Source organism: Streptomyces sp. NPDC047841 (assembly GCF_040704085.1).
Lineage (GTDB): Bacteria > Actinomycetota > Actinomycetes > Streptomycetales > Streptomycetaceae > Streptomyces > Streptomyces argyrophylli.
In genome coordinates this window covers 257,112-273,441 of sequence record NZ_JBEYRP010000012.1, presented here as the reverse complement: position 1 = coordinate 273,441, position 16,330 = coordinate 257,112, and the positions used below count along the sequence as shown (strand labels likewise).

The 16,330-nt window shown below is 72.8% G+C and carries 16 protein-coding genes; 11 read left to right on the top strand and 5 right to left on the bottom strand.

The features are described from left to right. The first annotated feature begins 46 nt into the window (after positions 1-46). Together AB0947_RS22025 and nudC are read left to right on the top strand one after the other, a co-directional pair. Positions 47-1,450 (top strand): dipeptidase, encoded by a 1,404-nt coding sequence (locus AB0947_RS22025; protein ID WP_366752025.1) that lies wholly within the window; start codon positions 47-49, stop codon positions 1,448-1,450. Between the two features lie 163 nt (positions 1,451-1,613). Then, complete coding sequence (gene nudC / locus AB0947_RS22020; protein WP_366752024.1) at positions 1,614-2,558, top strand: NAD(+) diphosphatase; 945 nt, start codon at positions 1,614-1,616, stop codon at positions 2,556-2,558. A gap of 64 nt (positions 2,559-2,622) precedes the next feature. Here the strand turns inward: nudC and AB0947_RS22015 are convergent, their stop codons facing one another. Further along, on the bottom strand, positions 2,623-2,865 hold the full coding sequence (locus AB0947_RS22015; protein WP_103817699.1) for a mycoredoxin: 243 nt from the start codon (positions 2,863-2,865) through the stop codon (positions 2,623-2,625). A 394-nt stretch (positions 2,866-3,259) separates the two neighbouring features. Between AB0947_RS22015 and AB0947_RS22010 the strand changes: the two genes are divergently transcribed. From AB0947_RS22010 to AB0947_RS21990, 5 genes are all read left to right on the top strand, one after another. Continuing rightward, on the top strand, positions 3,260-5,569 hold the full coding sequence (locus tag AB0947_RS22010; RefSeq protein ID WP_366752023.1) for an ATP-dependent DNA helicase UvrD2: 2,310 nt from the start codon (positions 3,260-3,262) through the stop codon (positions 5,567-5,569). Positions 5,570-5,735: 166 nt separating this feature from the next. Further along, a complete protein-coding gene (locus AB0947_RS22005; RefSeq protein WP_078865124.1) occupies positions 5,736-6,059 on the top strand; it encodes a hypothetical protein in 324 nt (107 codons plus the stop codon). Positions 6,060-6,233: 174 nt separating this feature from the next. After that, positions 6,234-6,602: a WhiB family transcriptional regulator gene (locus tag AB0947_RS22000; RefSeq protein WP_103817702.1), complete on the top strand. Its 369-nt coding sequence runs from the start codon at positions 6,234-6,236 to the stop codon at positions 6,600-6,602. Beyond that, a complete protein-coding gene (locus AB0947_RS21995; RefSeq protein WP_171153015.1) occupies positions 6,599-6,922 on the top strand; it encodes a hypothetical protein in 324 nt (107 codons plus the stop codon). Before AB0947_RS22000 ends, AB0947_RS21995 begins: the two co-directional genes overlap by 4 nt. A 137-nt stretch (positions 6,923-7,059) precedes the next feature. Next, positions 7,060-7,272: a hypothetical protein gene (locus tag AB0947_RS21990; RefSeq protein ID WP_366752022.1), complete on the top strand. Its 213-nt coding sequence runs from the start codon at positions 7,060-7,062 to the stop codon at positions 7,270-7,272. A 79-nt stretch (positions 7,273-7,351) separates the two neighbouring features. On the opposite strand, the gene AB0947_RS21985 is transcribed toward AB0947_RS21990, so the two are convergent. Beyond that, the gene (locus AB0947_RS21985; RefSeq protein ID WP_366752021.1) at positions 7,352-8,734 is read right to left on the bottom strand and encodes an AarF/ABC1/UbiB kinase family protein; all 1,383 of its coding nucleotides are present in this window, start codon (positions 8,732-8,734) and stop codon (positions 7,352-7,354) included. Next, positions 8,727-9,941: a TOMM precursor leader peptide-binding protein gene (locus tag AB0947_RS21980; RefSeq protein ID WP_366752020.1), complete on the bottom strand. Its 1,215-nt coding sequence runs from the start codon at positions 9,939-9,941 to the stop codon at positions 8,727-8,729. The genes AB0947_RS21985 and AB0947_RS21980 overlap by 8 nt, the downstream gene beginning before the upstream one ends. Before the next feature lie 232 nt (positions 9,942-10,173). Here AB0947_RS21980 and AB0947_RS21975 point away from each other — a divergent pair, with 232 nt between their 5' ends. From AB0947_RS21975 to AB0947_RS21960, 4 genes are all read left to right on the top strand, one after another. Beyond that, the gene (locus AB0947_RS21975; RefSeq protein ID WP_366752019.1) at positions 10,174-10,779 is read left to right on the top strand and encodes a M48 family metallopeptidase; all 606 of its coding nucleotides are present in this window, start codon (positions 10,174-10,176) and stop codon (positions 10,777-10,779) included. Positions 10,780-10,973: 194 nt separating this feature from the next. After that, positions 10,974-12,611 carry a TerD family protein gene (locus AB0947_RS21970; RefSeq protein WP_366752018.1) on the top strand — a complete coding sequence of 546 codons (1,638 nt, stop codon included), beginning with the start codon at positions 10,974-10,976 and terminating at the stop codon, positions 12,609-12,611. An 11-nt stretch (positions 12,612-12,622) separates the two neighbouring features. Next, on the top strand, positions 12,623-13,303 hold the full coding sequence (locus tag AB0947_RS21965) for an AIM24 family protein (protein ID WP_366752017.1): 681 nt from the start codon (positions 12,623-12,625) through the stop codon (positions 13,301-13,303). A 17-nt stretch (positions 13,304-13,320) separates the two neighbouring features. Next, the gene (locus AB0947_RS21960) at positions 13,321-14,076 is read left to right on the top strand and encodes an AIM24 family protein (RefSeq protein WP_366752016.1); all 756 of its coding nucleotides are present in this window, start codon (positions 13,321-13,323) and stop codon (positions 14,074-14,076) included. Between the two features lie 48 nt (positions 14,077-14,124). Here the strand turns inward: AB0947_RS21960 and AB0947_RS21955 are convergent, their stop codons facing one another. After that, positions 14,125-14,646 carry an NUDIX hydrolase gene (locus AB0947_RS21955; RefSeq protein WP_366752015.1) on the bottom strand — a complete coding sequence of 174 codons (522 nt, stop codon included), beginning with the start codon at positions 14,644-14,646 and terminating at the stop codon, positions 14,125-14,127. Next, positions 14,643-16,142 (bottom strand): zinc-dependent metalloprotease, encoded by a 1,500-nt coding sequence (locus tag AB0947_RS21950; RefSeq protein WP_366752014.1) that lies wholly within the window; start codon positions 16,140-16,142, stop codon positions 14,643-14,645. Before AB0947_RS21950 ends, AB0947_RS21955 begins: the two co-directional genes overlap by 4 nt. Positions 16,143-16,330: the final 188 nt, after the last annotated feature.

Below are 16,330 nucleotides of genomic sequence, written 5' to 3'. Positions count from 1 at the left end.
GAACCGCCCGCCGAGGATGCCGCCGCGGGCGGCTAGGCTCGGAAGCATGAGCCAGACCCCGGACAGCGCCGTCCGCACGTACATCGACCAGCACAGCGCCGCCTTCCTCGACGACCTCGCCGCATGGCTGCGCATCCCCTCCGTGTCGGCCCAGCCCGAGCACGCCCCCGACGTACGGCACAGCGCGGACTGGCTCGCCGCCAAGCTGTCGGACACCGGCTTCCCGACCGCCGAGGTCTGGCAGACCCCCGGGGCCCCCGCCGTCTTCGCCGAGTGGCCGTCCGGCGACCCCGAGGCACCCACGGTCCTGGTCTACGGCCACCACGACGTGCAGCCCGCCGCCCCCGAGGACGGCTGGGACAGCGACCCCTTCGAACCGGTCGTCCGAGAAAACCGCCTCTACGCGCGCGGGGCGGCCGACGACAAGGGCCAGGTGTTCTTCCACACACTCGGCGTCCGCGCCCACCTCGCCGCGACCGGCCGCACCGCGCCGGCCGTCAACCTCAAACTGCTGATCGAGGGCGAGGAGGAATCCGGCTCCCCGCACTTCCGGGCCCTGGTGGAACAGCACGCGGGGCGCCTCGCCGCCGACGTCGTGATCGTCTCCGACACCGGCATGTGGTCCGAGGACACCCCGACCGTGTGCACCGGCATGCGCGGCCTCGCCGAGTGCGAGATCCGGCTGTACGGCCCCGGCCAGGACATCCACTCCGGCTCCTTCGGCGGCGCTCTGCCCAACCCGGCCACCGCCGCCGCCCGCCTGGTCGCCGCCCTCCACGACGAGCACGCGCGCGTGGCGATCCCCGGCTTCTACGACGGCATCGTCGAGCTGACCGACCGCGAGCGCGAACTCTTCGCCGAGCTGCCCTTCGACGAGGAGCGCTGGCTGCGCACCGCCAAGTCCTCCGCCCTCCACGGCGAGGCCGGCTACTCCACCCTGGAACGCATCTGGGCCCGCCCGACCGCCGAGGTCAACGGCATGGGCGGCGGCTACCAGGGCCCCGGCAGCAAGACGATCATCCCCGCCACGGCCATGGTCAAGCTGTCCTTCCGGCTGGTCGCCGGCCAGGAGCCCGACCACATCGAGAAGGCCGTCCGCGCCTGGGCCGCCGAACAGGTGCCCGCCGGGATCCGGCACGAGATCGACTTCGGCTCCGCCACGCGCCCCTGCCTGACCCCGCTCGACCACCCCGCGCTGCAGTCCGTGGCCCGCGCCATGGGCCGCGCCTTCCAGGAGCCGGTCCGCTTCACCCGGGAGGGCGGCTCCGGACCCGCCGCCGACCTCCAGGAAGTCCTCGGCGCACCCGTGCTCTTCCTGGGCATCTCCGTCCCCTCCGACGGCTGGCACGCACCCAACGAGAAGGTCGAGCTCGACCTCCTCCTCAAGGGCGTCGAGACCAGCGCCTACCTGTGGGGCGACCTGGCCCGGAACTGGCGCACCGCACCCTGACCGGCCGGCGCCGTACGGCCGGGCACCGCGCGCGGGGCACACTGGAGGGACCGCCCCGACCGACCCGCCGCCCCGGCCGCGCCCGGCCCGGTGCCCTCCCGCCCTACGTCCCGCCGAACCGCCCGCCGAAAGAACCGCCGCACTGGGGGAGTTGGAAGCACCCGTGACCACCTGGACCGACCAAACAGCCGACCGACCCATCTCACTGACCGCCCCGAGCGGCATCGACCGCGCCGCCCACCACCGGCTGGACGAGGCCTGGCTCGCGGCGGCGTGGAGCCACCCCACGACCCGCTGCTTCGTGGTGTCCGGCGGCCAGGTGCTCATCGACGAGACCCCGGACGGCCGGACCGAACTCGTCATGACGCCGTCCTTCGAGGCCCCGCTCACCGAGGCCCACCGCTACTTCCTCGGCATCGACGCCGAAGGTGTCAGCTACTTCGCGCTCCAGAAGGACGCGCTGCCCGGCCGCATCGACCAGTCCGCGCGCCCGGCGGGGCTGCGGGAGGCCGGCCTGCTGCTGTCACCGCGCGACGTCGGGCTCATGGTGCACGCCGTCGGGCTGGAGAACTGGCAGCGCACCCACCGCTTCTGCTCCCGCTGCGGCGAGCGCACGGTCATCGCCGCGGCCGGCCACATCCGCCGCTGCCCCGCCTGCGGCGCCGAGCACTACCCGCGCACCGACCCCGCCGTGATCATGGCCGTGACCGACGAGGACGACCGCATCCTGCTCGGCCGCCAGGTCCACTGGCCCGAAGGCCGCTTCTCCACCCTCGCCGGTTTCGTGGAGCCCGGCGAGTCCATCGAGCAGGCGGTGCGCCGCGAGGTGTCCGAGGAGGTCGGCGTCACCGTCGGCCCGGTCGAGTACGTCGCCAGCCAGCCCTGGCCCTTCCCGTCCAGCCTGATGCTCGGCTTCATGGCCCGCGCCACCTCCACCGAGATCGACGTCGACGGGGACGAGATCCACGAGGCCCGCTGGTTCTCCCGCGAGGAACTGCACGCGGCCTTCGAGGCCGGCGAGGTGCTGCCGCCCTACGGCATCTCCATCGCGGCCCGCCTGATCGAGATGTGGTACGGCAAGCCCCTGCCGACCCGCAGCTTCGTCTGAAACGGCGAACGGCGGCCCCCGAGCCGGTTGTGGACTCGGGAGCCGCCGTTCGGCGCACTCGGACTCAGGCGGCGAGCTTCTGCTTGACCTGGGCCAGCGACGGGTTCGTCAGCGTGGAGCCGTCCGCGAAGAGCACGGTCGGGACGGTCTGGTTCCCGCCGTTCGCCTTCTCGACGAAGGCGGCGGACTCGGGGTCCTGCTCGATGTTGACCTCGGTGTAGGCGATGCCCTCCCGGTCCAGCTGGCTCTTCAGCCGCCGGCAGTAGCCACACCAAGTCGTGCTGTACATCGTCACAGTGCCCTGCATGTCTCTCGCGCTCCTCAGGCAGCTCGGAAAAGGTCGTCCGGTGGGATGAACGTAAGGCACCGCCGCGCCATTCCCGGGCTCCCGGCTCGCCGGTCTTGTGCGACGGGGTGGCCGGTCCTGTGCGTCAGCCCTTCTGTTCCGTGCGACCGGCTCGCCGGTCTTGTGCGACCAAGCCGGAGGTCTCGTGCGACGGGGCCGCCAGTCCTGTGCGACCAGGTCGCAGGTCTCGTGCGACGGATCCTCCGGTCCCGTGCGTCCGCCTCGCCATTCACCTGCATCCGCCCTGCCGCTCCCATGCGTCCGCCCGCCGGCCACGTCAGTCCGCCCCGCCGGCCAGGCGAACCGCGCCGATTCCCGGCCGACCCGCCCGCAGGCCCGGCACCCGCTCCCGGCTGTGACGCCTGCCGCATTAGTACGACTGCGAGCCCCAGCCTGTGGACAACCGGCACAGCCGTCCCGGGCGACCTGGCAGCATGGCGGGGTGACAGCAGCAGCGCATTCCACCCTTTTCCCGCAGGGCACCGGCGCCTTTGCCCATGCGGCTCCGCCGAGCGGGGCCGACGCGGTGCTCGAAGGGCTCGACCCCGAGCAGCGCGAGGTGGCCACCTCCCTGCACGGTCCGGTGTGCGTGCTGGCCGGAGCGGGCACCGGCAAGACCCGGGCGATCACCCACCGCATCGCCTACGGAGTGCGCGCCGGCATCCTCCAGCCGTCCAGCGTGCTCGCCGTCACCTTCACCAACCGCGCCGCCGGAGAGATGCGCGGCCGGCTGCGCCAGCTCGGCGCCCAGGGCGTCCAGGCCCGCACCTTCCACTCCGCCGCCCTGCGCCAGCTCCAGTACTTCTGGCCGAAAGCGATCGGTGGCTCCATGCCCCGGCTCGTCGACCGCAAGATCCAGCTCGTCGCCGACGCGGCCGCCGCCCTCGGCACCCGGCTCGACCGCAACGAGCTGCGGGACGTGACCGCCGAGATCGAATGGTCCAAGGTCACCCAGACCGTCCCCGCCGACTATCCGTACGCGGCCGCGAAGGCCGGCCGAGAGGCCCCCCGCGACCCGGCCGAGATCGCCCACCTCTACGCCGCCTACGAGGACCTCAAGCGCGGCCGCGCCGTCATCGACTTCGAGGACGTCCTGCTGCTCACCGTCGCCATCCTCCAGGACCGGCACGACATCGCCGAACAGGTCCGCGCCCAGTACCAGCACTTCGTCGTGGACGAGTACCAGGACGTCAGCCCCCTCCAGCAGCGGCTGCTGGACCTGTGGCTCGGCGACCGCGACACCCTGTGCGTCGTCGGTGACGCCAGCCAGACCATCTACTCGTTCACGGGAGCAACACCCGACCACCTCCTCGACTTCCGCGCCCGCCACCCCCGCGCGACCGTCGTCAAACTGGTCCGCGACTACCGCTCCAGCCCCCAGGTCGTCCACCTCGCCAACGGCCTGCTCGCCCACGCCCGGGGACGCGCCGCCGGCCACCGGCTGGAACTCGTCTCCCAGCGACCCCCGGGGCCCGAACCCGTCTACACCGAGTACACCGACGAGCCGTCCGAGGCCGAAGGCGCCGCCCGCCGCATCCGCGAGCTGATCGACGCGGGCGTCCCGGCCGCCGAGATCGCCGTCCTGTTCCGCACCAACTCCCAGTCCGAGACCTACGAGCAGGCGCTCGCCGACGCCGGCGTGCCCTACCAGCTGCGCGGCGCCGAGCGCTTCTTCGACCGGCCGGAGGTCCGCAAGGCCAGCGTCGCCCTGCGCGGCGCGGCCCGCTTCGGCGGCAACGACTCCCTCCTCGACGACGTCGTCGACCTGCCCTCCCAGGTGCGCGCCGTCCTCTCCGGCGAGGGCTGGACCAGCGAACCCCCGGCCGGCTCCGGCGCCGTCAGGGAGCGCTGGGAATCCCTGGCCGCCCTGGTCAACCTCGCCCACGACCTCGCCGCGGCCAGACCCGGAGTCACCCTCGCCGACTTCGTGGCGGAACTGGACGAACGGGCCAACGCCCAGCACGCCCCCACCGTCCAGGGCGTCACCCTGGCCTCCCTGCACGCCGCCAAGGGCCTGGAATGGGACGTCGTCTTCCTGGTCGGCGTCGCCGAGGGCATGCTGCCCATCACCTACGCCCGCACCGACGAGCAGATCGAGGAGGAACGCCGCCTGCTCTACGTCGGCGTGACCCGCGCCCGGGAACGACTCCATCTGTCCTGGGCCCTGTCCCGCTCACCCGGCGGACGACCCAACCGGCGGCCGAGCCGCTTCCTCGACGGGCTGCGCCCCGGCACCACCCCCACCGTCGGCCGCACCGGCGCCGGCACGGGCGCGGGCGTCGAACGCGGCACCCCGGCGAGCGCCGCCGTCACCCCCCGGCGCACCCAGCGCACCCCCGCCCGCTGCCGGGTCTGCGGCCGCACCCTCACCGACGCGGGCGAGATGAAACTGATGCGCTGCGCGGACTGCCCCTCGGACATGGACGAAGGTCTCTACGAGCGGCTCCGGGAATGGCGCGCGGTACAGGCCGAGCGCAGCGGCCAGCCGGACTTCTGCGTCTTCACCGACCGGACGCTGATGGCCATCGCGGAGGCGTGTCCGGAGAGCCCCGCCGAACTCGCCCGCATCCCCGGCGTCCTCAACCGCAAGCTGCGCAGCTACGGAGCCGACGTTCTGGCCATATGCGCAGGTCAAGAACCCGGTGGAGACGACGGCGGCAACTGATGCCAACTCGTCGAAAAAATAGTTTGCGCGCGCCCCGCGAATCCCCATAGGTTCTAGGCACGGAAGCAGCGGCCTTCTCCGAGGCCCGGGTTCCGTGATGTACTTGCACATCCGAACGAGACCGGTTCACTCCGGTCCCTTGAGACGCCGAGAGGAGGCGAGTCCAGTGATCAGCATCAACACCAGCACCACCGTCAGCACGGCCAAACTGACCGATCGCTCGACCGTCTCCACGTGCATGCTCGGCGCCTCGAACCAGGGCACCGGTCTGTCCGGCATTCGTGCCGTCCGCCCGGCGTCCTCCCCTGCCCTCGCGGGTCTTCCCGTCCGTGAGCGCAATGAGCGACCGACCAAGGCACTGGAAGCGGTAGCGGCACAGGCGCACGCCTATGCCTTTGCGGCGGCCGGTGCCGGATTCCGGAAGCAGACGACGCAGCACCACCTGATGTGGGCCTTCCGTGGGCCAGAACCCTGGAGTGATCCAGCCTGATCGCCGATCAGGCCGGCGCCTTCAGGGCCGCGGAACCCCATCCGGGATCCGCGGCCCTTCTGTTTTCCCCGAACGGGGACGACGGAGCGAAGGGGCCTCGGGACAGGAAGAGAACCCGGTACCCAGCCGACACCCGGTCAACCGGCCGGACCGACCAGACGAGGAAGACCACCCGTGCAACTCGAAGCGCACGCCCCGTCCGTACCGCCTTCGCAAACCATTCCCCCGCCCGGCCTCACGGAGGACTCCACCTTGACCCCCCTCACCGCGCTCACCGCGCTCGACGACGCCATCGAGAACCTCGGCGTACCCGTCCCCTGCCGCTCCTACGACCCGGAGGTCTTCTTCGCCGAGTCGCCGGCGGACGTGGAGTACGCCAAGTCCCTCTGCCGCACCTGCCCGCTGATGGAGGCCTGCCTCGCCGGCGCCAAGGAGCGGCGTGAGCCCTGGGGCGTCTGGGGTGGCGAGCTGTTCGTCCAGGGCGTCGTCGTCGCCCGGAAGCGGCCCCGTGGCCGCCCGCGGAAGAACCCGGTCACGGCATGAACACCGCAGGAACGATCGACCGCCCCCTCACGCACGACCCCAAGAAGCAGGCCCCGATGAAGCCGTCCACCAGCGAGCCCGCCGGCTCCGCGACCACAGACTTCACCACCACCGGCGCGACCGAAGCGCGCCAGAACAGGAACCGTGAGATGCAACTCATGCAAGAAGCCCTGGCTCGTGCCCATATGCACGAGCGACTCCATGACGCCGCGCAGGAACGCCGGGCCGTCCGCCTGGCGGTCGCGCAGCGGATGCAGCGGCGAGCCGAGCGCGCCTCGCTGCGCGCCCGCCGCGCCCTCGCCATGGCCGTCATGCAGTAACGAACACACCTGAGCGGCGGTGGCCTCCCGGAGCAGGGAGGCGAAGCCTCTCCGCGGGGGCCGGTCCGGCCGAACGGACCGGCCCCCGCGGTGCGTTGCGCAGGACGATCCGCCGGTCACGGGGTTATCGTCACCGGGTGACGAGTCTTCCCGGCGGAAGTGATCAGGGCGGCTCCACCGCGGAACGCCACCGTCTGGTGTGCGCCCGCTGCGGCACCCCCGCCGACGGCCCCCAGCCGGTCACCTGGACCTGCTCGGTGGAGAACGGCGCCCGCCAGTACTTCTGCGACGCCTGCTCCCGGGAGAACCTCCGGGCGATCGAGGGGCGGCTGGACTCGGCCTGGTGGTGAGATTCGCTCTCCGGGGGGGCCTCCCCCCCCGCCCCCGCCCCCCGCCGCCCCCCACCCCCCCGAACTCAGGGCACGCCGATTACGCCCCCTCCGCCGACTCCGCGTCCTCGGTGCCGGTGTCCTCCGGTGTGTCGGCGGCGAAGCCCGGGAGCCATTCCTCCAGTTCTTCACGGAGGCGTACGTCGGCGCCCAGTTGGCACAGGACCCCGATCGTGCTGAGGGTCACCCGGTGTATCAGCAGATAGGCCGGCGGCAGGTTGAGCTGTTTGCCGAGCTGGTAGGCGGGGGAGCGGGGGTCGGCGATGCGGGCGGCCTGGCTGCGCATCCAGGAGCGGGTGAAGGTGAACGTCTCCACGCGGGCCGGCTCGATGATGGGCAGCAGGTAGTCGAGGACCGCCTCCGGGTCCAGCTCGACGGTCTCCTTCACGAAGCCCTCGGCGCACAGCAGCTCGTAGACCGTCTCCGCCTCGCCGTCCAGCGTCATCCGCAGCGAGACGCCGATCGGGGCCGGCAGACCGCCGGGGAGCCGGTCGACGGTGCCGAAGTCCAGCACTCCCAGGCGCCAGTCGTCCGGACCGCCGGGGCCACCGGGCAGCAGACGGAAGTTCCCCGGGTGGGGGTCGGCGTGCAGCAGGCCGGTGCGGGCCGGGCCGGAGAAGAGGAAGCGGGCCAGGAGCTGGCCGGCCCGGTCGCGTTGTTCCCGGGTGCCGTCCGCGATGACCTCGGACAGCGGGATGCCGTCGATCCACTCGGTCACCAGCACCTGCTCGCACTGGTGCACCACCGCCGGGACGACCACGTCCGGGTCGTCCGCGAACTCCTCCGCGTGGGCGCTCTGCGCCTGGGCCTCCAGCCCGTAGTCCAGTTCCTCCGAGACGCGGTCCCTCAGCTCCGTGATCAGCGGCTTGATGTCCATGCCCGGGATGAGCGGACCCAGCAGACGGGCGAACCGGCTCAGTTGACCGAGGTCGGAGAGAAGTGCCTCACCCGCGCCCGGGTACTGCACCTTGACCGCCACCTCACGGCCGTCGTGCCACACCGCCCGGTGCACCTGGCCGATCGACGCCGCGGCGGCCGGCTTGTCCTCGAACTCCTCGAAGAGGTCGCGCCAGTCCGGCCCGAGCCGTTCCTCGAGCACCGCGTGCACGGTGCGGGTCGGCATCGGCGGGGCTGCCTCCTGGAGCTTGGTCAGGGCCGCGCGGTAGGGGCCGGCGATCTCCTCCGGCAGCGCCGACTCGAAGACGGACAGGGCCTGCCCGAACTTCATCGCGCCACCCTTCAGCTCACCGAGCACCTTGAACAGTTGCTCCGCCGTGCGCTGCTGCAGCTCACGGCCGACGATCTCCGCGGACTCGCCCACGATCCGCTTGCCCAGCCCCCAGGTGGCCCGGCCTGCGAAGCCGAGCGGGAGCGCGGCGAGCTTGGCGGTACGGGTGACCGCCTTGCGGGGAAGATCAGACATGCGCCCTCCAGGTGCCAGTCGGCCGTGCCGCGCCTGCTTCGCGTCGCCGCTTCGTCGACGGCCGTCGCACCGCCATTGTCGCGCGCGTCCCGCCGTCGGTTGCGGAGTGCTGCCGTTTCTCTCTCCCGGCCGCCCCGCAGTCGCATTCCGGATGCGGCCGGACCGGCCGGGCGCGCCAGTCCAGACCGGGCAGGGACGCCTCCCAGCGGGTGCCGGCGGCGGACGGTGAACAGCCGTCGAGGAAGGCCAGGGCGTGCGCCGCGGCGAGACCGGCCACCGCCGTGGCCAGTGCCAGGTCGCAGGCCCCGACCCGGCGGGCCCTTCCGGACCGCCACTGGGTGACCAGGCGGGGCCAGGCCGGGTCGCGGTCCGTGCGGTCCCGGTCCAGGCAGCCGGCGCAGCCCGATTCGCCGGGCAGGACGAGCGGGCCGACGACACCCGTGCCCTCCACGACCCCGGCGTAGAGGTGGGGGGTGCCGGTGGCCATGAGCGGTTCGGCGGTGAACGGGTCCGGGGCGTGCACGGCGACATCGTCGCGGGGGGCGAAGATCACCAGGGAGAGGCCGGGCTCGTCGGCGCCGGAACCCGGGGAGTGGGCGTGGCGCGGTGGACGGTCCGGTGCGGCGCGGCGGACGGCGGCCCGGGCAGCCGCGTCCCGGCGGTCGCCCAGCGACTCGCTGGTCAGTCCGCCCGGCGCCAGGTCCCACGGCTCCACCCGGCCCACGTCGCACACGTCGACCTCGCCGACGCCGGCGCCGGAGAGCACCGATGCGATCAGGGCGCCGACCCGGCCCGCGCCGCGCACCCGGACGCGCAGCGCGCGCCGGGCCGCGAGCCGCGCGAGCGCGCCGCCCGGCTCGGGTGTGAGGAGGGACAGTGAGGCGAGGTCGGGGCGCAGCCGTTCGAGGACGCCCGTCTTCGCCCGCAGCGCGTCGGCGGCCGGTCCGCCGCCGCGCGCGTCGTCGAGGAGGCCCGCGCGGCCCAGCCGCTCCACCAGCGCGTCGACGTGATGGGGCGGCACGTCCGCCCGGCGCCCTTCTTCGCGCAGCAGCGGCAGTCCGCGGGTGCCGTCGAGCAGGTCCAGGAAGCTGCCGGTCGCCGTGGCGACCGGGCCCAGGGTCAGGGCGTGCGCCGGGGTCATTCCGAACTGCACGGTGTTGCGGTCGCGCCAGCCGCGCCGCAGCGCGGGCTTCACCACCGGATGCATGACTGGTCCCCCGTGTCCGTGAGTGCGTGTCTGCGCCAGCATGCCCGGGGTGCGGTCGGGGCGTCGGGAGTTATCCACAGGTTGGGGGTGTTCTTCCTATGAATCGGGCGGGGCGAAGTGGTGCGAAAAGGATGAATGGACCGGTCGTACGAATCAAACACATGGTGGGGGATCCGGAGTGACCCGTCCCCGGGCCGGGACTTTGCCCCTGTCCAGCGGGTAACGTCGGGGCGTGCCCGCCGACCCACTGCACCGTGCCGGTGAACCACAGCGCAGCACGACGAGCCAGCCGCCCCGAGGCTCGGGGACGAGCGCGATCGAGGTCCGCAGGAGTGCCCGGCGCCGCCGGACGGTCTCCGCGTACCGCGAGGGCGACCGCACCGTCGTACTGATCCCCGCCCGGATGTCGAAGGCGGAGGAGCAGCGCTGGGTCACCCTCATGCTCGACAAGCTCGCCGCCCAGGAGAGCAAGCGGGTGCTGGGCGACGCCGAGCTGGCCGAGCGTGCCGAGCGGCTGTCCGCCCAGTACTTCGACGGCCGGGCCCGGCCCGCCTCCGTGCGCTGGGTCACCAACCAGAACACCCGCTGGGGTTCGTGCACCCCGGCCGAGGGCAGCATCAGGCTGTCGCACCGGTTGCAGGGGATGCCGGAGTACGTGGTCGACTACGTGCTCTGCCACGAGCTGGCGCATCTGCTCGTCCCCGGTCACGGTCCCGGCTTCTGGCGGCTGCTGGAGGCCTACCCGCGTACGGAGCGGGCCCGCGGCTACCTGGAAGGGGTGGTCGCCGCCGCCCGGCTGCCGCACGTGCCGGGTGCGCGCGACGAGCAGGAGACCTGAGCGGACTCCGGGCGTCCGGCGTCCTGCCGGGGTGAGCGGGAGCCGCCCCGCGCGCCGGGCGCCGCCTGTGTGAGCGGGCGGGTGCGGTTGTGTACCGGGTCTGTACCGACCAGCACCCCCGGGGGTCACTGTCGGTCTTTGCCGTTAGCCTGGCGCGACGCACTCGCATTCGGGATGGGGGACGGTCGTAACGCATGGCCAGGGAATTCCAACGCGGCCACAAGGCCAGGATCAGTGACCTCACGGCGGGCACGGATCTGTACGTAGGCGTGCAGATCTCCGGCCCGGGACTGACCTTCGACATCAGCTGCTTCGGTCTGGACGCCGACGAGCGTCTCTCGGACGACCGGTACTTCGTCTTCTTCAACCAGCCGAAGTCCCCGGAGGAGTCCCTCCAGCTGCTGGGCGCCCAGGCGGGTGACACGGAGTCGTTCCGGGTCACGCTCGACCGGATCCCCTCGCACATCCGCAAGCTGTCCTTCACGGCGACCGTCGACGGCGCCGGACAGATGTCCCAGATCGCTCCCGGATACCTGCGCATCGTGGCGGGCGGCGAGGAGGTCGCGCGGTACTCCTTCAGCGGCGCGGAGTTCTCCACCGAGCGGGCCGTGATGCTCGGTGACCTCTACTTCAAGGACGGGTGGCGCTTCGCCGCCGTCGGACAGGGGTTCGACGGCGGTCTGGAGGCGCTGCTGAAGAACTTCGGCGGCGAGGTGCTGGAGGAGGAGGCGCCCGCCGCCGCGCAGCAGCCGCAGCCGCAGGCCGGCGTGGCACCCGGCTTCGCCCCGCCCGCCCAGAGCACGCCCCCGCCCGCGTTCGGCGCCCCGGCCCCCGCGCCGGCCCCGGCGCCCGCGCCGCAGGGGTTCGCCCCGCCGCCCGGTCCCACCCCGCCCCCGGCCCCGGCGCCCGGCCCGGACGTGCACGCCGCGCCGACGGTCGTCGCGCCCCTGACCCCGCCCGGAGCCGGCACCGTCCCGCCGCCGGCCGCGCCGCCGGCCCCCGCGCCTTACGGCCAGCCGCCGCAGCAGCCGTCGTACGGCGGCCAGCCCGGCGCGCCGCTGCCCCCCGGCTACGGCGGTCAGCCCGCCCCGCCCATGCCTCCGGGCTACGGACAGGTCCCCGGCCGGCAGCCCGCCCAGTACGGGGTGCCGCAGGGCGCGCCCCAGGGCGGTGCCGGGGTGACGGCCGCGCTCCAGGCGTTCAAGGAGACGCCGACCGGGCAGCGCTGGACCCAGCAGAACAAGAAGCTGATCCGCGTCGACCTCGGCATCGGCGGCCAGCCCGTGCTGGCCAAGCAGGGCAGCATGGTGCTCTACCAGGGCAAGGTCGACTTCAGCTACAAGGGCGCCGGGTTCGCCGGGCGGATCGTCGGCAACGCCACCGGCCAGGAGATGCAGCTGATGCGCTGCACCGGCCAGGGCCAGGTGTTCCTCGCCGACGATTCCACCCACCTGCACCCGGTGGAGCTCCAGGGCGACGCGATCTGCGTGTCCGCCGAGAACGTCCTCGCCTTCGACGAGAGCCTCCAGCACGAGGTCCGCCGCATCGAGGGCCACGGCATCCCCGGCGGCGCGCTGTTCACCATGCAGTTCCAGGGCACGGGCACGATCGTCGTCAAGACGCACGGCACACCCGTGGTGCTGCCGGTCACGCCGACCACCTTCGCCGACTGCAACGCCGTCGTCGCCTGGTCGGCCGCCTCCCAGGTGATCGTCTCCAGCCAGGTCCGCATGCGCCGCAACGCCTACCCGGGCGACACCGGCGAGAGCGTCAACCTCCAGTTCCGGGGCGCGCCCGGCAACTTCATCGTCGTCCAGCCCTACGAGGTCTGAAGGAGCCCGTCATGAACCAGCCGCTCGCGGGCTTCGCCCCCGCACCCGTCACCGCCCGCATGGAGAACCACGGCAACCACATGCTGAAGGTCGCCCTCCAGACCGGGAACGACCTCCTCGCGCGCGTGGGGTCGATGGTCGCCTACGAAGGCTTCATCCAGTACGAGCCGAACCCGCCCGCCGTCCGCCAGATCGCCCGCGACTGGGTCACCGGCGAGGGCGCGCCGCTGATGAAGTGCTCCGGCGACGGCCTGCTCTACCTCGCCGACTACGGCGCCGACGTCGTCGTGATCAACCTCGACGGCGACGGCATCTCCGTCAACGCCACCAACCTCCTCGCCTTCGACGCGCACCTGACCTGGGGCGTGGAGCGGGTGAAGGGGCTCGCGAAGTTCGCCGGCCAGGGCCTGTGGAACACGAGGATCTCCGGGCAGGGCTGGGTCGCGCTGACCTCCCGGGGCAAGCCGATCGTCGTGGACTGCGGCGGCGGCGAGGACGAAACGTACGTCGACCCGGACGCGCTCGTCGCCTGGTCGCCGAACCTGAAGGTCAAGGGCAAGCGCAGCTTCAAGGCCCAGTCGCTGATCGGCCGGGGCAGCGGCGAGGCCTACCAGATGGCCTTCTCCGGCCAGGGCATCGTCGTCGTCCAGCCCAGCGAGGACAGCACCGACCGCCTCCGGTTCCGGGGCTGAGGGGGAGCCAGAACACCATGCAGAGCCCGCTTTTCGCACACAACGACGTCCAGACGCAGGAGCGCTGGAGCCTGCAGAACCCGCAGATGCTCCGGGTCACCCTGGAGGGCCAGGACGACCTGCTCGCCCGCAAGGGCACCATGGTCGCCTACCAGGGCCTGGTCGAGTTCGACGCCGAGTACCGCAGCAACGGCCAGGCACGCGCGCGTGCGTACACCGGCGAGGGCCTGGACCTGATGCGCTGTCACGGACAGGGCACCGTCTACCTCGCGAACCTCGCCCAGCACGTGCACATCATGGACGTCGAGCCGGACGGGCTGACCGTCGACAGCTCCTACGTCCTCGCCATGGACTCCTCGCTGCACCACGAGGTCGTCGCCGTCGACAGCCTCTACGGCATCTCCGGCTCCGGGAAGTACCAGCTCAACATCACCGGCCGCGGCCGGGTCGCCCTCATGACCTCCGGGGCGCCGCTGCTGATGCAGGTCACGCCCGACCGGTACGTCAACTGCGACGCCGACGCGATCGTGGCCTGGTCCACCGGGCTGCGCGTGCAGATGCAGGCCCAGACGCACTCCTCCGGCGTGTGGCGCCGGCGCGGCAGCACCGGTGAGGGCTGGGAGCTGAGCTTCATGGGCACCGGGTTCGCGCTGGTCCAGCCCAGCGAGCTGCTGCCGCCGCAGAACGCGGTGATCGGGCAGGGCCTCGCCGCCCAGTTCGGCATGGGGCAGCAGGGTGCGCGCGGGCAGAACCAGGGCAACGTCTGGAGCTGAGCCGCCCGAGGCGAGGGGTGACCGCCTCGGCGGCCACCCCTCGCACGCTCAGAGCCGGGCGCGCGTGGCGTCCAGCAGACGGACGACCGACGCGTCGGCCACGCCCGCCACCTCGTCGTAGGCGTACCAGCGCACGTCGAGCGACTCGTCGCTGATCCCGTGCACCGCGCCGGGCGGGGCCAGGACCGCGTACTGGACGTCGAAGTGCCAGTGGCACGGCGCCGGGATCGGATGCCGGTCCAGCCGCACCGGCCCGCCGGGGAGCACCGTCAGCCCGGTGATGCCGGACTCCTCGGTCGCCTCCCGCAGGGCCGCCGCCTCGAGCGTCGGGTCGCCCGGCTCGCAGTGGCCGCCCATCTGGAGCCACATCCGCAGCTTGCGGTGCAGTGTGAGCAGCACCCGGCCGCGCTCCGGGTCGACCACCAGGGCGCTGGCCGTGAGATGACCCGCGTGGCAGGCCTTCCACAGGCCGTCCGGGTGGGCCGCCAGATGATCCAGGTAGGCCTCGCGCAGTTCCTCCTGGCCCTCGTACCCCTTCAGGACGAGGACCGCGTCGTCGTACAGGCTCACTCGGCGTCGTCGCCCTTGCCCCCGGCGCCGTCGGAGCCGCCCTTCTCGCCGCCGTCGCCGTCGGCCACGTCCTTCTCCCCGCCGTCCTTCTTGTTCAGGTCGGGCTTGCCCGCGGAGCCGCCCGCCGCCTCGCCGAGCATCTTGTCCAGCTCGGAGAAGTCCAGCTGCTCGCGGTGGACGAAGCCGTCCGGGTCGTCCAGGTCGGTCGCGGTCGGCAGCATGTCCGGGTGCGCCCACAGGCCGTCCCGGCCGTCGACCCCGCGCGCGTCCGTGAGCGAGGCCCACAGCCGGGAGGCGTCGCGCAGCCGGCGCGGACGCAGCTCCAGGCCGATCAGCGTGGCGAACGTCTGCTCCGCCGGGCCACCGGTCGCGCGGCGGCGGCGCAGCGTCTCGCGCAGGGCGTCGGCGGACGACAGGCGCGGCTTCGCGGCGGCGTGGACCACCGCGTCCACCCAGCCCTCCACGAGCGCCAGAGCGGTCTCCAGACGGGCCAGGGCGGCCTTCTGCTCGGGCGTGTCCTCCGGCTGGAACATGCCCTGCTGGAGTGCGTCCTGCAACTGCTCCGGGTTCTGCGGGTCGAACTGGCCGACCACGTCCTCCAGCTTGGCCGTGTCGACCTTGATGCCGCGCGCGTAGCCGTCGACCGCGCCGAACAGGTGCGAGCGCAGCCACGGCACGTGCGCGAACAGCCGCTGGTGCGCGGCCTCGCGCAGCGCCAGGTACAGCCGCACCTCCTCCTGCGGGACGCCCAGGTCCTTGCCGAACGCCGCCACGTTGGCCGGGAGCAGCGCGGCCTTGCCCGCCGGGCCCAGCGGCAGGCCGATGTCGGTCGAGCCGACGACCTCGCCCGCGAGCACGCCCACGGCCTGCCCGATCTGGGTGCCGAACATGGCGCCGCCCATCGAGCGCATCATGCCGATCAGCGGGCCCGCCATGGCCTGCATCTCCTCCGGCAGGACGTCGCCCATGGCCGCGCCGACCCGCTCGGCGACCGGGTCGACCAGCTCCTGCCAGGCGGGCAGGGTCGCCTCGACCCACTCCGCGCGCGACCAGGCCACCGCCGAGCCGGAGCCCGACGGCAGGGACGTCGCGTCGTCCAGCCACAGGTCGGCCAGGCGGACGGCCTCCTCCACCGCCCTGCGCTCGGACGGGCCGACGCTCGCGTCCTTCGTGCCGTCCGACGTGCCCTGGGCGACCGTCTGGCGGGCGATCTGCTTGGCCATGTCCCAGTTCACCGGGCCGCCCTCGTACGAGAGCATCTGGCCGAGCTGCTGGAACGCGGCGCCCAGGTCGGTGGGGTTCAGGGAACCGAACATGGCTGCGAGCGGGTTGTCGGCGCCGGGGCCGCCAAAGCCGCCGGCTCCGGGCAGGCCGCCGAAACCGAACGGATTGGCCGGTCCCTGCCCACCACCGCTCTGCTGGTCCTTCTTCTTGCCCTCGTCGCCGTCTTCCGGCTCCTCCGGCGGAAGGCCGAAACCGAATGGGGTGTCACTCACGGGAATCCTCGGCTGGTAAGGCCACCGGTTTCGCTCCGGTGGCGCGGCTGCCCGACAACACCACCCAGCGTAGACACCCCGGCCCGATCGGGCCTCGGTGCTTCGCCCACGGAACGCCTGCGGCAGGATGGATGCACCTGGTACGTGCGCGTCACTCGCGCCCGTACTGAAGACAACCGCTGGAGACG

Bases quoted from the DNA above. Each gene is read 5' to 3' on its own strand.
- AB0947_RS22025 (WP_366752025.1), top strand. From the start codon at position 47: ATGAGCCAGACCCCGGACAGCGCCGTCCGCACGTACATCGACCAGCAC.
- AB0947_RS22015 (WP_103817699.1), bottom strand. From the start codon at position 2,865: ATGCAGGGCACTGTGACGATGTACAGCACGACTTGGTGTGGCTACTGC.
- AB0947_RS21995 (WP_171153015.1), top strand. From the start codon at position 6,599: ATGAACACCGCAGGAACGATCGACCGCCCCCTCACGCACGACCCCAAG.
- AB0947_RS21985 (WP_366752021.1), bottom strand. From the start codon at position 8,734: ATGTCTGATCTTCCCCGCAAGGCGGTCACCCGTACCGCCAAGCTCGCC.
- AB0947_RS21980 (WP_366752020.1), bottom strand. From the start codon at position 9,941: ATGCATCCGGTGGTGAAGCCCGCGCTGCGGCGCGGCTGGCGCGACCGC.
- AB0947_RS21970 (WP_366752018.1), top strand. From the start codon at position 10,974: ATGGCCAGGGAATTCCAACGCGGCCACAAGGCCAGGATCAGTGACCTC.
- AB0947_RS21965 (WP_366752017.1), top strand. From the start codon at position 12,623: ATGAACCAGCCGCTCGCGGGCTTCGCCCCCGCACCCGTCACCGCCCGC.
- AB0947_RS21960 (WP_366752016.1), top strand. From the start codon at position 13,321: ATGCAGAGCCCGCTTTTCGCACACAACGACGTCCAGACGCAGGAGCGC.